This window comes from Candidatus Paceibacterota bacterium, assembly GCA_035652395.1.
GTDB lineage: Bacteria > Patescibacteriota > Minisyncoccia > Phycocordibacterales > CAJBRS01 > JADGRH01.
Genome location: DASRDX010000009.1, coordinates 207061 through 223424, shown reverse-complemented (window position 1 = coordinate 223424; position 16364 = coordinate 207061). Strand labels below are relative to the sequence as shown.

The window sequence follows — 16364 nt, the reverse complement described above, 5'->3', positions numbered from 1 at the left end:
ACTATATCAATTTGGCCTCTTTTGCCAATTTTTCCAGCTCTTTTATATCTCCTTTGATTTGGTCCAATCCACGTTGAAAGAAATCTGGCTTGGTGACATCGATACCGATATCCTTGAAAATATCTTCCGGTGATTTACTGCCGCCAGCTTTTAGGAATTGCTCGATTTTGTTTAAAAAGTTCTTATCTTCCCGATACTTTTTATAAAGGGCTTTGCTAACAATCTGGCCGAAAGCGTAAGTGTAGACATAAAAGAATCGGCGAATGTGGCTCCAGTAAACGAAAAAGTAACCATCCACTTCTTCCAAGCGAGTGATTGGTCCGAGATAACTTTTCATATGCTTATTCATGAGAGCCGCAATTTCTTCTTTTGAAATGGCACCATCTTTTCTGATTTTCTGATGCAAGTCGTTTTCAAAATTAAAACAGGCAATCTGGCGAAATATAGTTTGAATGTCGTCATTGAGCCGATTATGAAGGGCAATAACTTTTTCTTTCGGACTTAAAGTTTCAAAAATCTGATCAAAGACAAAGTTTTCAAACAAAGTACTGGCCACTTCGGCGGCGGCAATGGTATAGCCTTGATAAAGCGGGCTTTGAACTTTGCTTAATTCCGTATGGATGGCGTGGCCCATCTCATGCCCCAAAGTCATGACGGATCCGAGACTATCGGTATGGTTTAACAACACAAAAGTATCAATATTGAGCCCGCCAGAGCAGTAGGCGCCTCCGGTTTTGCCCTTATTAGGATAAACATCAATTTGACCCCTTTTCACATAAGATTTTAAAATGTCGGCATATTTTGGACTGACAATTTCAAAGGCATTTTCAACAGTTTTCAGAGTCTCTTTCCACTTATAAACCTTCGTGCTTTTGCCTACCTTGGCATTCCGATCGGCGTAAGTTAAATATGGCAGGCGCATTAGCTTGGCTTTCAATTTGTAGAAATCGTGACTGATTTTGAAATTCTTGGTGACCGTATCGATTAAATTCAAAACCATTTTCTCTGACGTCTCATAAGAAAGCAGGGTGGCGTCATATGGATTTTTAAAATGGCGCAGCTCATCATTGATTTTTTTGTTAGTTATAACGGCATTTAATTCAGCTTCGGCAAAATCACTGATCTCTTTGCATTTTTTCATTACGTCTCTCATTAGGTTTCGGCGGTCTGGTGTTGGTAAAGACGAAACACGGCCGATAGCTTCGGCGATCGGCAGCATTTTCCGCTTGAATGATATTTCTTGCTTGGAAAGATATTTTTCAGAGCTATTTACCCACATCGAATAGGCCGGCAGTGACTTTAGATTCATAATCTTTTCTTCCGGCTCTGTTAGGTTGTGTCGGCTTTGGTCAAAAATCAGTTTCAGTTGGTAGCGGAAATGCTCTAATTTTCGGCTCTGTAAAAATCTTTTTTGCAGATTTGGCGGAATTTTTCCCAATTTCAGCTCGAAAAACAAGACCTTATTGGAAACTTTGGTTAGGTGTTCCGAAAGTTGGTTGAGTCTGGCTTCAGCTATCTTGTTTTGAGAATCAATATCCTTAAGCAAATGAAAATAATGAAGCGGCCTCGTTGAGCCGACGATATCCCGCAATTTCTCGCCATCAGTCAGAGCCCGAAATAAAGCAGCTTCATTTTTCAAATAATCATCCTTGTCTTTGTATTTTTTTTCAAAGTTATTGAAAGCCGCTTCTATCGTTCGGATATCCTTTTCAATCTGTGGGTCCTTCGGGCTTTTATAAAGCAGGCCGAGGTTCCATTCGGTTTTAGATTTTGATTTATTTTTTGGCATATTTCTTTAAAATTTTGAAGTCCTCTCGCAATACTTCTCGCAAACTTTGATTATAGATTGAAGCGGCTGGATGGTAGAACGGAATGATAGTGACTTTGCCATAGGTAGCTTCGGCCTCAAAACTTTTGCCGTGCATTTGGGTAATTGGCAAAAGTTCAAATTCCAGACCGAATTTCGTCATGATGTAGACCATTGAAAATCGTCCTAGAGTGGCGATGATTTTTGGCTGGATGATATCAATCTGACGATCCAGAAACGGGCCGTAGATTTCGATTTCGTCTGGCAATGGATCGCGATTTTGCGGTGGTCGATCTTTGACGATATTGGTAATGTAGACATCTTCGCGCTTAATGCCGATCTCTTCCAATAATTGAGTCAGGATTTTTCCGGCCGCCCCGACAAAAGGGCGGCCGGTCGCGGCTTCGTTTTTTCCCGGTGCTTCTCCCACGAACATAATTTCCCCATCATGACTTCCCTCGCCTATTACTGGGAAAACTTTGTTCTTAGTTCTTTCTTCAAACAAGGGCGAGGCTTTCAGAGCCACTACCTCGTCTTTTATTTTTCGGAGGGCTTCTTTCTTTTCTTCTAGCTTCATAGGTTAACTATACTTAAATCAGCGGTACAAAAGCAAAGCCGGGGTATTCCGCCTCCTCCAGTTCCCCATCCTCTGTTTTGATGATTTTAAAAATAGATTCTTCGATGGGAATTACAATAGTTCCACCAGCTCTTAGTCTCTCAATTAAATCCTCCGGAAGTTCTTCTGCCGATGCCGAAACGAGAATCTTGTCATACTGCTCGCTCTGCTCCTCTTCCTCCCCCACTTTTATGATCTTGGTTTGAGAATATTTATATGGCTGCAAGTTTTTTTGTCCCAGCTCTGCTAATTCAGGTACGATTTCCACTCCCAAGACCAATCCTTCTTGTCCAACCAAGTTAGAAAGTAAAGCCGTGGTCCATCCTGAGCCGGAGCCAATGTCCAGTACCTCTTCTCCTTCTTTGACATCGAGCAGTTCCAGCATAAAGGCCACGGTGGTCGGTTGAGAAATGGTCTGACCAAAACCAATCGGCAAGGCATAATCTTCATACGCTTCTACCTTGTAGTCCTCGGGGACAAAATCGGCTCTATCAATTTCGCGAAAAGCGCGTGCAAGTGGCTCTGATTCAAGCACCTTGCTTTCATTTTTTAGATGTTCATATAACTCCTCTCGCTCCATCATGTTAAAACAAGGTTGATTCTTTCAATTCTTTATTAGCGCTAATACGGGCCTGAAAAGCGGCGGCCGCCTGATTGCGATAACTGCAATACTCGCAGTCCTCGGCCGGCGCCGGCGATTTCTCGCTTATTAAACATTTCTTGATCTCCTTCAGTGTCGCCGGAATCCATTTATCAGATCCCTTGTGAGAAATTAATTTAATATCGAAATCCAACTTCCCATCAAAAGCTTTTCTGTCTGTTTTGCCGTTCACGTAGACAAACCAAGCGGTATCGGAGACTTTAAAACCATTTTGACGAAAGAGCCATTGATAAACTTCCACTTGTCTCTTGTATCCGTCCTGCCACTCTGCATCTAGAGTAACTTCGGCCTCTTTGGCTGTAGCTTTATAATCAACAATTAATAATTCCTTGTCCGAGGTAATCCAAACATCATCTATTCCGCCTCGCACCAAAAGATTGGTTTCCGGATCCAAATAGCTAATGCCCTTTCGAAGAGCGTCTCTCCATTCCTCCAGATTATCGTGAGCAAATGGCACGGCATCAATTCCATATTGTTCCATCATGGGATGAGGGCTCCCCGCCGCGCGATGAATATCGAATTCCTTCTTCAGCAACTTATCAACAGCTGCATTTAAAGTGAAGGGAAAGGGTCGCGGGCGTGGCACGCCGAGCACCTGATCTAAATAAAAACAGCGCGGACACTCGGTAAAAAGATCAATCTTTGATCGACTGATCTTAAAAGGCTCCTTGGAATCAGTATTGAAAATAGTCCTTTTTTTGTCTTTATTATAGTGACTCACGCGAGCAGTATAACACTTTTCAATTCCTGTTTAGAGGCTAGGAAAAAGAACCGGTTTTTACTTCCCCATCTCTCTTGTAATTGGCGAAAATTACTCCGCTGGGTGTAGATTTAGACTCCAGCAATTTAAATGCAGCCGGAATCGTACCCTCGGCAAACAATTTCTTACCACCACCAAGAGTTACGGGAAAGGTTTTCAGCCATAATTCATCCACTAAATCGTTCTTAAGAAGAGTTTGAATGAAATTGCCGGAACCATAAACCTGAAGATCCGGCCCATCTTCCTCTTTCAATTTCTTCACGGCGGATACCACATCCCCATTTAAAATGACACTGTTTTCCCATTTGGCCTCGGTCAAAGTGTTTGAAGCCACGTATTTTTGAGCTTTATTTACTCCGGGCCAATTCTCTCCATGTTGCGGCCAATAATTGGCAAAGATGTCATAAGTTTTTCGCCCCAAAAGCAAACTAAAGGGCTCTTTCATCTGCTCATCCATCAGCTTCCCCGCCGCTTCATCAAAGTATGGAAAGGTCCAGCCCCCGTATTTAAACCCGCTCGAAGTATCTTCGTCCGGGCCGCCCGGCGCCTGCATTACCCCATCTAGACTAATAAAAGATAAAACAATAATTTTTCTCATATCTTGATTATATCTTATTCATTTAAATTTCCTCACTTGCTCCCAAGAAATAAAAGGTGTCGCCCTGTTGGCGAAAAATTACTTGTCGCTCCCATTATTGGTTTCATATTTATCCATGTCCTCAATTATTGTCAGATAGGGTTTCGCCCAATCCTTTCCATATATCTGCTGAACAAATCTAAGATGATCATTATCAGCTTTTAACAATATATTATCTAAATAATTAAGGAAAGCTTCCTTGTTTCTGAGAGAAAATATTTTTGTATTTACTCCTAGCTTTCCTTTTACTCGGCCATCTTCTAGAAGAGCTGCGTTTTCCTTATCAACAAAGATGGCATCACAATATGGAAGTAGCCCGGAGATCATATCAGTATCCGCTTGGACTCCGGGAGAAGGTAGATTTTTTCTTCCATGAGCGGCCTGATCTGCAAGGGCGGCATAGATAAGACTTTGAATTCTTATGGCAGGTATTTTTTGTAGATTCTCAATCTGCATAAAATCAAGCACTTTTTTAACACAATCTTGTTGATCGGACGCTCCTGCTATAAATGCTTCATTCATTAATTTTTTAAGCAAATCAACACTAGGGGGCGGTAAAATATTATTTAGATCAATTATTTGACCTGGCACATAGTTCATCAAAAAAGCCGTTTGGCGTTCCTGGAAATTTTTTGCAGCAAGAATTGTGCCCTTGGCAAATCCACCAATCTCTTCACGATACCAATCGTCAAATTTCCTCTGCGTTTCTGTCTGCCACCGCCGGAACACTTCACAAAAAAACTTATACCCTTTTTTCTTATGTTCCAGCTTCTCTTTAATCTCTTCTTCTTTGGGCTGCATACTTATACTGACTTTCATCCGGTCGTGCCACTTATTTAGATCTCCTATCACAATTTGAGATGGATCAAGAACAGGTATTACATCTTTTCCGATTAGCCAGTTTTTAAAGTAATTGACCACCTGTTGTTCAGTAATTTTAGCGTTATTTAAGAAGGTGACTCCTCCAGAAAAATGTTCGTAGATTCTTTCTAATGACTTAAAATAATCTGTTGGAGCCGATTCATCTATATGGAAAAATGAATCTGGACAAACAATAAGTTCTGCTCTGGTAGGTCCTTCAAGCTTTTCAAATACCTCCTTCCAGAATGGCTCCTTAATAACTTGAGAGTGCTTAGGGTGCTTTGGATCCAAAGTTTTTACGATATTGTCAAATACGAACTGATCTAGATAGATTACTTTCTTTTTTAATTTTGGAAGATTCAAACCCTCAGTGTAATCGCACAAAAGACATGCCATAACATAGGTCTCACCGCTATGCATCATCGGATTGCCTAAGACTCGACGTCTGCAATTTGGGCAATTTTTATAAGGATGGGTTATTGTTAACCATTTCCCAAATGCCACTTTGTCACCAGCTTGTAATTCTGGCTCATCGCTGTATTCATCGTGAAAAGGTCTCGAGGACATTCGTTATTTTTATCACAGAAGTGGGCCAGCCGCCCAATTCTTGTATAAGCTGTTGTCAATTCTGACTTCTTGTATGATCTACTGAATAGACAAATTGAAAGTCTTTACTTCCATTAAAGGATTTGCACTAACGGCGTATTCTAAGGCAGTATCTTTTGATCCGGCTATAATGATGCCTCGCACTCGCTGACCAGGTTGTGCTCGGTGCTTTATGGCCCAGCCCATATATCGTTGAATCTGTTCAATAATAGATGGTCCAGCAGCCGCTCTTTTTAATTCGATGACCACCAGATTTTTATCCTTATCTTCACACAACAGATCTAATCGGCCGACTTCTTTAGTATCTACTTGTCTTCCAATGAGATTGAGGCCGGGTTCAATTTCACTAACCTTATCGACAATCAGATTCTCGAGGTTAGCTTCCAATATGGTGGTGTTCCCAATAGGGCGTAATAATCTCTCCTTTATAATATTTTCTTTGACTTCAGCAGGATACTGAGTTTCTTTGTCCACCCATTTTCCTTCACGAAGGTAATTAAGAAAATCTATTACTGATCCAAATTTATTTTCAATTCTATTTAACCGCATTGATTCGGTAGCGGCAAACCCATATGGTCGAAAAGCTTCGTTAAATCCCATTAATTCATTAAAAATTTTGAGGGGAACAGAAATTTCCACCAGACCATCTAAAAAGTAAACATATTCCCAGGTTTCTCCCTGGGGATTGGTGCGCCACAAATGTTTCGCCAAATCCTTATTGTGGATTTTAAAAGTTACAAAAGCGTAATATTCAAAATTGCCTTTTCGATAAATTAAAATGGGGTCGCCAATATTAAGTTGATGCCAAGTTCGAATATTTCCAGACCCTGCAGTAGCACCCCAAGCCCGAATTAGCTTATCACCGTAGATATTTCTTAATGCAAAGATTTGATCTTGGTCAAGAAAACTAGTGACTGAATCTAACGGAAAACCTCGCTCGATTGTATCGATGTAATGCTGGTAAGCCTCTGGATTACTAGCTGTGATCCGAAATAAATTGGCCATTATTTAATGGATTATGCCATAAAAATGAGTTTATTTCAAATTCAGAAAAAATTTACTTCTGTCCTGTCAGATAGTTTATTTCCTCCAAAATTTCGGGGAGGCGTTTTTGGGCGTCGGGGAGGTGCGTAAAGAGATGATGGTGATTTTCTAAGAGTTCGCGGCAGAGGACGATTTTGTTAGCGAGAAGGTCGGTCTTTTCAGCGGAGGTTAGAGTGGTGAGACAGGTAATGGGATGAAGCTCTTGGTCTTCAATGAATTGTTGAAGATTGCCCTTTTTCGGATAATCCCAGCCGACCATTTTGAGACCGTAGCACTCGCCATAGTGAATAGCTGTTTCAGTGAATTTAGTATTGGTGATGAGCCAACCTTCATCCAGCCGGCGTTCGTGTCCGTAATCAAAAATGTTAGCTTTCAGATCGTCAAAGCGAGCCTTCACGTAAAGAGCCACTTTTAGATCAGTCTTCGGACTAGTTTCATTATGGAATTTCACTTCGCACATGATGAGCTTCTCCTTGTTCCAGGCCACAATATCAACTTCGTGCGGGACGCAGCTTCCCAGCACCATTTGATCCGTTAGGGTTTTATAACCCCGAGAGCTAAAAATTCTAGCCACGTAATCTTCAAAAGGAAAACCGGTTGGTCCAAGCTCGGCAATAGCTTTTTTCAGCGAATAGCGGGCGGCTACCGGCCTTTGGAGCTTTTTTAAATATTGAAAAGCGTGATCATAAATAGCCCGCGTAGTCATACCATCGTGAAGTTCATCTTCAATATGCTTCACTACTTTTTCAATCACCAATTTGTCGGCACCGGCGTCTCGCAAGGAGTCAATTAGCTTTTCCGGATCAAAAAATTCCCTTTCGCCAGTATTTTTGATGATTTGAATATTGGATTTATGCATATGATTATTATACCCCGTAGTGAAGTTTCAATTTATTAAATCTTTAACGACTATACCTCTATTACTCCCCCGCCCAGACATTTTTCTTGCTCATAGAGAACGAGAGATTGGCCGGAGGCCAAGGTGGTTTGGGGCGCGGCAAAAACGGCTTCGAAGTTTTTGCCGCGCCTTTTTATGGTACATTTCTGCTTTTCTTGTCTATAGCGAATTCGACAAGTGTAATTCTTGCCGGTTGTCGGGTTTTCTATCCAATTAACGGCTGATAAGCTGCAGCTTTTTCTTTTTTTGCTTTCTTCAGCTATTTTCGACCGATCAGAAACGATAAGTAAGTTCTTCTTCAGATCCTTGCCGATAACATAATAGGGCTTATCTTTCGGAGATTTTTTAGTGATATTAAACCCATGTCTTTCGCCAATAGTGAAAAAGAAGGCGCCGTTATGATCGCCGAGGGTATTTCCCTCTTCATCTACCACCTTCCCTGCCTTAGGCTTAATAAAGTGGGATAAAAATTCCTTCATATCCACTTTGCCGATAAAGCAGAGGCCTTGGCTGTCCTTTTTCTCGGCGTTCGGCAGCTTGAATTTTTTGGCAAGCTGCCGAACCTTTTCTTTTTTGAAATCTCCGATCGGAAACAAGATATGCGCTAATTGATCTTTCGTTAAAGTCCACAAAAAGTAGCTTTGGTCTTTGTTTTTATCCTTTCCTTCAAATAATTGACTTCGGGTCACCCGTGCATAATGACCAGTGGCGACATAATCCGCTCCCTGCTTCAGAGCCCATCGATAATAAGCGCCGAATTTAATCTGCTGATTGCACATAACGTCCGGATTGGGTGTTCGTCCGGCTTTATATTCGGCCAGCATGTAGTCCACCACTTCCTTTTTGTATTCCTTTTCTAAATCCAAAGTTAAAAACGGAATATCCAAAAGAGCGGCCACCCGCATGGCATCCCTCCTATCTTCCTTCCAAGTGCAATGAATAAAGTCCGGCTGCCAGACTTTTATGAATACTCCAGTAACATCATAGCCGGCCTTTTGGAGCAACGCGGCCGAAACAGACGAATCCACTCCGCCGGACATGGCGACAAAAACTTTTTTAGCTTTCTTTAGCATTCAGACAATTTAACACAAAGAAGCCGAGAATCTCAAAGATACTTTTTAATATTGGCCAGATGCTCCTTCAGAGTCTTGGCATAGTGAATATTCCCCTCTTTATCGGAAAGGAAATAGTAATAATCGGTGATAGTTGGATTAAGAGCCGCTTCAATGGATTCAAGACCTGGATTGGAAATTGGAGTCGGTGGCAGGCCGCGATTTAGATAAGTATTATAGGGAGATTTAGTTTTGAGATCGGCGGCAGTTAATTCAGCCGAACTTTTGCCGTTAATGTATTTAAAAGTGGAATCTACTCCCAGAGCCACCCCATCCGCCAGCCGCTGCCAAAGAATACCGGAGACGATTTTCTTATCCTCTACAGTCTTGGCCTCGCCTTCCAAAATCGAGGCCATAGTAATGATTTCGTTCAAAGAATGACTGGAAGTGGCCAAAGCGGGCTCCAGGGGGGCAATTTTCTGATTAAAAGTGGTAGACATCATGGTAACAACTTCTGCGGGCGTAACCGTTGGAATGAAAAAATAAGTTTCCGGAAATAGATATCCTTCCTTCGGCTTGGCCAGACTCAAGAATCCCTCTTCATCGAAAAGATTGAATTTCTGTTTATAAATATCGGCGATCTCTGAAACATTCAGGCCTTCAGGAATAGTGACCTTGATCTGAACAATGCCGAACTTTCCGTGTGTAATGCGATGAGCAATGGTAAAAAGATTTTCCGGACTCTGAAACAGATAATAGCCGGCGACTACTCGATGCTCGCCGCCGGTTAAAATAATTAAATTGGTCAGCCAAAAAGAAGAATTTATAATGCCCTCTTTTGTCATCTCGCGCGTCACCGAATAAACGCTTTGCCCGGCTTCGATCTTGATAGTTGAGTCGGGTTTGAAATTGCGCGGTGTCTGAAAAAAGAATAAATAAAAACAAAATAGGAGGACGCAAATAATTAAAATGCCGTAAAGACCGAGTCGCTGGAACAGAATTTTGGCCTTCTCTTTAAGCTGATTGTTCCAAGACATTAAATCGGTAAGTTAGAAGGCGCTTCGGCTTTCTTAGCCGGAATGCGATCAAAGGTAGGTGTAGCGGCCACTTCACCCGGAAAGTGAAAGACGGTGGCAAGCTCCTCGGTAGTCATAACAAACGGCTCATGATGATCGGTAAAGGGAGGCTCAAAAGCTCCGCGATGTTTGTAAGCTTCAAGCATATGTCTTTCCATCCGATCTCGCCGCCGACGCATGGCGTTTCGAAGCGGCGGAAACCAGCCAAACAAAGTCAGCATATCTTTGCCAAAGTCGTCGTGATCGGTAAACCAGCCCAAAGAAATATTATTTAAACGTGACGGAGAGGAATACTGACGGAAGCTGCCAATTAAACCTGAGATCCCCAAGTGATTGTTGAAGATTTCGCCCTTGGCAAGATAGATGCCCCGAATGCAGCATTCAAAAGGAAATTTAGCCAGATTACGCTCCATGGAGGCGATTAATTCCTGCTGGGCTCTGGTAGGATTCGGTACGCGAATATTTTCGCCGCCGCTTTTTAAGATTTCCTCGCGAATTTTCTGAATTTCTTCTTTTACCGCATCTTTCCAATCATTTTTCTTGGCGTGAAAAATCCGCCCTTCTTTTATTCCCTCACTCTTATGAGCTTGGATGATAATTTGAATCCAAGCATATTCGTTCTGATGCAGTGAGCCGAGATATTCCAAGACCGAAGTCATCGGATCCACCTTGTGTTCCTCTTTCGGATTTTGATCTAGTCCGTAGTCAATATAAGTTTTGATGGGGTAAACCTCATCCTCTTTTTTCTTAAAATAAGTGCCCCACATCACCATGTCATTCTCGGCGTGCTCGATCATGTCGGTGTAATCAGAAACTTCCACTACTTCCACCGTCGGATACTGAGCATAAATTTGCGACTCAATGATATTTTTCCAAGCCTGACGAGTCCAAATATAAAAATGTACTCGACCCTCAAGCGAGACGAGTTCCAAGGAAAAAACCGGTCGGAGTTTTCCCTGCCAATAAGTTTCAAGATAGGTGGCGGCCCCAGTCTGATATAGAGCGGTCAGAAAGATCTCCATGGCAGCCGGCGATTTGGTGATTTCGCGAGGTACCTTCAATTCAAGCAAAGTGTATTTTTGTCTTGATTCGAAATCTGTTCGGGCATAGCGCAGCCACAAGCGAACGAAGGCGTAGATAAAAAAGAACGGAATGGCCACTATTAACAGCACGTAAACCGCATAAAAAACATTCATATTCAATATTTTAGCTCAAATGTACTCCTTAGACTACTGTGTATTTACCTTCCTTCGTCTTCTTGAAGAATTTTGGATTCTGCAGATTGACAATAATGGTATTTTCCTTGACGTATCGTTCCTTCATTACTTTTTCAATAATCTGCTCCTTAGTTAAAGGACCGTTTTTCTCGAGGATTTTCTTGATGACGTCTTTGACCACGCCGCTAATATAGCCCCATTCGGAAAGAGCGTAGAGGCCGCGTCCCACTAGCACAAAGCGCGGATCTTTAATTAATTCGTTATGAGTGGTAGCCACGTGCGCTTTCTTATCAAAAAGGTCGGTCACAATCTTGGCAATTTCCTTGAAATGGATCGGCGAGCCGTGTTTTCGCATGGCCAAGAAGGCATAGTCTCGAATGCCTTTAGTCTTGATGTTGGGCGATGAAGCAATGCCCCATTCTCCGAGCGGATTCTTGCTGATGTTTTTAGAAATGCCCAACCAGCGTTTCAGAATTTCTTCATCTTTGTATCGCTCATTAACATCTTTGACATGTTCAAGAAAAGACGAAATTAATTCGGCTTCCGGCACAATATCTTCGTCAGAAAGATTTTTGTAAAGCTTCTTTAGAGACTCGTGAACCTTCTTGGAAACATCCTCGTTCACATACCAGCGATGCTTGAATTCATCATCTTCTTTCAGGCGCTTGAAGGCATCACCGACAACAAGTAAAAAGTTAACGTGATTTTGAACAGACGGATCTTTGGAAATTTCATTTAAAAAATCTTCTTCCGCCACAACAGAGCCCATAGAATCCAAGAGCCGCTCTAGTTCTTCAAAGGCGGCGCTTTCTTCTTTTAAGGCTGTTGATTTGCGAATGTTGACTAGAGCGGAATTTTCAATCTGGCGGACTCGTTCTCGGGTGATGCCGTAATGCTCTCCAATTGCCTCAAGGGTCATTTTCTCGGGGTCTTTGCCTAGGCCGTAGCGCTTAATCAATACTTCACGGGCTCGCTCGGGTAGACTTTGAAGCAAATGCTTGGTGGTCTGTTTCGGTTTAGATTTTAAAACGTTCATAGGAGTGTTTCTATTTTTATCATATTCTGTCTATAAGTCAATAGACTAGTTAAAATGGCTAAAAATAAGCTCTAAATGACAAAATTTATTAGCTTATTGGGGACAAAAATGACTTTTTTAATAGTTTGGCCAAGAAGCCATTTTTGGACTTCCGGAATGGCTTTGGCCGCTTCGGTTATTCCAGCTTCGTCTTTATCGGGGTTCGATTCCAAACTGGCCCGCAGGCGGCCGTTAATTTGAACCACAATTGTCACCTTTTCTTCGCGGATTAGGGATTGATCGTAGGAAGGCCAGGCGGCTTCTTGAATGGAGTCGGAGTGCCCGCACATTTGCCACAATTCCTCGCAAATGTGCGGGCAGAAAACTGATAACAAGACTAAAAACTTTTCATAATCGGTTTTCCTAATAGATTCCTCCTTCTCAAACTGGTTGGCCATAATCATCAAAGCTGAGACGGCCGTATTAAATCTCATTGCCTCAATATCTTCAGTTACTTTTTTAATAGTTGCTTCGAGTAAGGCCTTAGTTTCTTTGGATGTTTCATTTTCTGAAATTTTATCGGACAATTTCCAGATTCTTTCCAAAAATCGGCGTGGTCCAAGAATACCTTCAGTGCTCCACTTTACCGCTTGATCAAACGGCCCCATAAACATTTCATACAGACGAAAAGTATCAGCTCCAAATTGATTGACGACATCATCCGGATTGATAACATTGCCGCGAGATTTGGACATCTTCTCGCCATCGGGCGCTAGGATAAATCCATGTGAAGTTCTCTTCCGATATGGCTCGCTTGTCGGAGCAACTCCAATATCAAAGAGGAACTTGTTCCAAAACCGTGAGTAGAGCAAGTGAAGAGTGGTGTGCTCCATGCCACCGTTATACCAATCAACCGGCATCCAATATTTAAGTTTTTTCGGATCAGCCAGAGCGCGATCATTTTCTGGATCGGTATAGCGCAAAAAATACCAGCTAGAACCAGCCCATGTTGGCATAGTATCGGTTTCTCTTTTAGCCTCTCCATCGCACTTTGGACACTTCACCTTGACCCAATCGGAAATAGCGGAAAGTGGCGACTCCCCTGTTTCAGTCGGCTGATAATTTTTCACCTCTGGCAAGATCACCGGTAAATCCTCTTCGGGCACCGCCACCATCCCGCATTTCGGGCAATGAATTATCGGAATCGGCTCCCCCCAATATCGCTGGCGTGAAAAGATCCAGTCGCGGAGCTTGAATCGAATAACCTTTTTGCCAAAATCCTCAAATCCGGCTTTCGGATAATCCCTGACAATCGGCAGCTTAAATTTCTCCGCAAACTCTTCATCTCTCTTATCGTCTGCTGGTACAGCCATAATAGCGCCGGTTCCGTAATGTGGCAGAACGTAATCTGCCACCCAAATTGGAATTTCTTCCTTGGTAGCAGGATTAATAGCTCGAACTCCTTTAATCTCTATGCCCGTCTTTTCTTTTCCTTCCGCGGTTCGTTCAATATCAGTTTTATTTTTAACGGTCTGGACATAAGTCTGGACTTCTTCTTTGTTCTCTAAAACGTGATGATCGTTACGCGTCGCTAAGGTGACCCACAAATGCTCCGGCGCCAACACCAGATATGTTGCGCCGAAAATAGTATCCGGACGAGTGGTAAAAATTGGGATATGAGCTTTTTCCCCATCGGGGCTGCGATTCTGATTCGCCGAAGGATCGAAGGTAAAGTTTAGATAAAATTTTATTTCCGCTCCCTCACTTCGGCCGATCCAGTTGCGCTGTTGGGTTTTGATTTGCGGCAGGTAATCGACGCTGTCAAGATCTTTGTCAAGGCGTTCGGCATATTTAGTGATGGCTAGAATCCATTGCTCTTTCTCCCGCTTTTCCACCGGCGTGCCACAACGCTCGCATCTACCGTTAACCACTTCCTCGTTAGCTAAACCGATTTTGTCTTTCGGGCACCAATTAATAGTGGCTTTGGCTTTGTAAGCCAAGTCATGTTTGTAGAGCTGCAAAAAAATCCATTGCGTCCATTTGTAATATTTTGGATCCGTAGTGTTGATTTCTCGGGACCAGTCAAAAGAAGTACCGAGCATCTTGATCTGACGGCGGAAATTATCGGTGTTTTGCTTGGTTACCTCGGCCGGAGCAATTCCAGTCTTAATGGCATAGTTTTCGGTGGGCAGACCAAAGGCATCCCAGCCTATCGGATAAAGAACATTAAATCCTTCGGCTCGTCTTTTCCGGGAAATGACATCCATGCCAATGTATGGACGAGGATGACCAACATGAAGACCGTCTCCGGACGGATACGGAAATTCAATTAGACTATAGAATTTGGGCTTCTTTGAATTATCTTCTGCCTTATAGATTTGTTTTTCCTCCCAAATTTTTTGCCATTTTTCTTCAACTTCTTTGTGGTTGTACTCTTTCATTCCCTCTTTCACTCATTTTTGAATCTTTTAACTCCTACCCAGATAAGGGCGGCTAGAGCTACGGCTAAAATTAAAACGCGTAATAAGTTTTGGGCATCACCCCAGTATCGAATGGAAGCGATGACTAAAGATAAGACTCCTCCTAAGGAAAGGCCAATTGAGACGATACCGGCGGCTCGCCAGAAGATTGCTACTAAGATGGATAGAATGCCAAGAATGACTAGAATGACAAAAACATTACGTTCATAAACTTTTCTAGCGGCGTCAAACTTGGTCTGACAAGTGTAATCCTGATTACAATAGCCCGTGATTTCCGGAGTCGTTATTTTGGCCGGAGAATTGACGGGTTGAGGCGTGACGTTTTCTGTCCATTGTCCTCCCTTTGCAACACACTGGTCGCGAGTGGCGGGAGCGATATTAACCTGCGGGTTCGGACAATAACTTTCTCGATCGGGCGCTTTGTAGAAAAGAGACAGAGAATAATTAAAAAAGAGGTTTAAGACAATAACGATACCAATAATAATTGACCACTTTAAGACGCGGGACTGTCGATTGTTTGGTTCCATAATACTTTTATTTTGCCACAGATAGTGGAAATTAAAAAGCCTCGACTATTACTAATCGGGCTTACTTGAAAGTTAAAACATTGCTATTTTTTGCCATCTTCTCTCCAGTGTCAATCACCACTGATTTGGGGGGCGAAGTGTTAGATTCCGGAGGTTCATCTGAAAATTGATGAAATTTACCGATAAAGAAAAGGGCGGTTACGATCGCGATAAGGTAGAGAACCATTTTTTCCATATGAGAGTTCCTGGTTTGAAATTAAACCTCTTCTTAAAAAAGTCAAGTTAAATCAAAAACTCTATAACATCGCCGTCTTGCACGATATACTCCTTCCCTTCTGTACGAACCCAGCCTTTGGCGCGGGCGGTGGCGTAGGAGCCGGCTTCAATTAATTTCTCGTATTGAATGACTTCGGCACGGATGAATTTGTCGCGAAAGTCGGAGTGGATGGCCGCGCCGGCTTGAGGCGCGGTCGAGCCGCGCGGAGTAGTCCAGGCGCGGCTTTCTTTCTCCCCTGTTGTAAGAAAAGTAATAAGATCGAGAAGGTCGTAGCCGGCTTTAATCAGGTTATCTAAACCGGTTCCAAAAATCGGATCGATTTCAATGTAAGGACCTGGTAATTTAGAAATAATCTCTCGATGATTTTCACTGGCCTCCGAAGTATTCAAAACATACAGAGTCGGTTTTTTAATCCCGGCCGCCTCAAGTTCCAGATTAATAATTTCAATATCAAAAAGCGGATCAACTTTCTGATGAACATGCAGAATGTCCTTATCCTCAAAAATTCTGACCACTTCAATAATGGCATCTACTTCCCTAATATGGGAGAGAAATTTATTTCCGAGACCGGCTCCTTCACTCGCCCCTTTAACCAGGCCGGCAATATCCACGAATTCCACCACGGCCGGAATAACCTTCTTGGATTTGGACATCGCTGCAAGCTTCTCCAAGCGCTCATCCGGCACCGGTACGATTCCGACCGATGGATCAATGGTACAAAATGGATAATTCTCGGCCGGCACCCCTTTTTTAGTCAAAGCATTAAAGAGAGTGGACTTGCCGACATTCGGCAGACCGACAATACCAATAGAAAGAGACATGTTGCATAG

16 protein-coding genes are annotated in these 16364 nt (G+C 42.6%); all 16 read right to left on the bottom strand.

What is annotated here, in order from left to right; genetic code table 11:
* Position 1: 1 nt before the first annotated feature.
* The 16 genes from VFA52_01410 to VFA52_01335 all read right to left on the bottom strand — a co-directional run bounded on the left by VFA52_01410 (position 2) and on the right by VFA52_01335 (position 16355).
* Positions 2-1789: a M3 family oligoendopeptidase gene (locus tag VFA52_01410; GenBank protein ID HZS42854.1), complete on the bottom strand. Its 1788-nt coding sequence runs from the start codon at positions 1787-1789 to the stop codon at positions 2-4.
* Complete coding sequence (locus VFA52_01405) at positions 1776-2384, bottom strand: uracil-DNA glycosylase (protein HZS42853.1); 609 nt, start codon at positions 2382-2384, stop codon at positions 1776-1778. The genes VFA52_01410 and VFA52_01405 overlap by 14 nt, the downstream gene beginning before the upstream one ends.
* A 13-nt stretch (positions 2385-2397) precedes the next feature.
* A complete protein-coding gene (locus VFA52_01400; protein HZS42852.1) occupies positions 2398-3006 on the bottom strand; it encodes a protein-L-isoaspartate O-methyltransferase in 609 nt (202 codons plus the stop codon).
* A 1-nt stretch (position 3007) separates the two neighbouring features.
* Complete coding sequence (locus VFA52_01395; GenBank protein ID HZS42851.1) at positions 3008-3805, bottom strand: PD-(D/E)XK nuclease family protein; 798 nt, start codon at positions 3803-3805, stop codon at positions 3008-3010.
* A 37-nt stretch (positions 3806-3842) separates the two neighbouring features.
* Complete coding sequence (locus tag VFA52_01390; protein HZS42850.1) at positions 3843-4442, bottom strand: dihydrofolate reductase family protein; 600 nt, start codon at positions 4440-4442, stop codon at positions 3843-3845.
* 78 nt (positions 4443-4520) lie between these two features.
* The gene (locus tag VFA52_01385) at positions 4521-5909 is read right to left on the bottom strand and encodes a hypothetical protein (GenBank protein HZS42849.1); all 1389 of its coding nucleotides are present in this window, start codon (positions 5907-5909) and stop codon (positions 4521-4523) included.
* Positions 5910-5987: 78 nt separating this feature from the next.
* On the bottom strand, positions 5988-6953 hold the full coding sequence (locus VFA52_01380) for an endonuclease NucS domain-containing protein (GenBank protein HZS42848.1): 966 nt from the start codon (positions 6951-6953) through the stop codon (positions 5988-5990).
* Positions 6954-7005: 52 nt separating this feature from the next.
* Positions 7006-7851: an ATP cone domain-containing protein gene (locus tag VFA52_01375; protein ID HZS42847.1), complete on the bottom strand. Its 846-nt coding sequence runs from the start codon at positions 7849-7851 to the stop codon at positions 7006-7008.
* Between the two features lie 50 nt (positions 7852-7901).
* Positions 7902-8963, bottom strand: coding sequence for a tRNA 2-thiouridine(34) synthase MnmA (gene mnmA, locus VFA52_01370; protein HZS42846.1), 1062 nt, complete (start codon positions 8961-8963; stop codon positions 7902-7904).
* Positions 8964-8995: 32 nt separating this feature from the next.
* Positions 8996-9979 carry an endolytic transglycosylase MltG gene (gene mltG, locus VFA52_01365; GenBank protein HZS42845.1) on the bottom strand — a complete coding sequence of 328 codons (984 nt, stop codon included), beginning with the start codon at positions 9977-9979 and terminating at the stop codon, positions 8996-8998.
* Complete coding sequence (locus VFA52_01360; protein ID HZS42844.1) at positions 9979-11214, bottom strand: hypothetical protein; 1236 nt, start codon at positions 11212-11214, stop codon at positions 9979-9981. Before VFA52_01360 ends, mltG begins: the two co-directional genes overlap by 1 nt.
* 28 nt (positions 11215-11242) lie before the next feature.
* Positions 11243-12271, bottom strand: a complete 1029-nt coding sequence (locus tag VFA52_01355; GenBank protein HZS42843.1) for a sigma factor-like helix-turn-helix DNA-binding protein — start codon at positions 12269-12271, stop codon at positions 11243-11245.
* A 71-nt stretch (positions 12272-12342) separates the two neighbouring features.
* On the bottom strand, positions 12343-14691 hold the full coding sequence (locus tag VFA52_01350) for a class I tRNA ligase family protein (GenBank protein HZS42842.1): 2349 nt from the start codon (positions 14689-14691) through the stop codon (positions 12343-12345).
* Between the two features lie 8 nt (positions 14692-14699).
* Entirely contained in the window at positions 14700-15257 is a 558-nt protein-coding gene (locus VFA52_01345; GenBank protein HZS42841.1) for a hypothetical protein, read from the bottom strand.
* A 61-nt stretch (positions 15258-15318) separates the two neighbouring features.
* Positions 15319-15492 carry a hypothetical protein gene (locus VFA52_01340; GenBank protein ID HZS42840.1) on the bottom strand — a complete coding sequence of 58 codons (174 nt, stop codon included), beginning with the start codon at positions 15490-15492 and terminating at the stop codon, positions 15319-15321.
* Between the two features lie 47 nt (positions 15493-15539).
* The gene (locus VFA52_01335; GenBank protein ID HZS42839.1) at positions 15540-16355 is read right to left on the bottom strand and encodes a redox-regulated ATPase YchF; all 816 of its coding nucleotides are present in this window, start codon (positions 16353-16355) and stop codon (positions 15540-15542) included.
* Positions 16356-16364 lie beyond the last annotated feature (9 nt).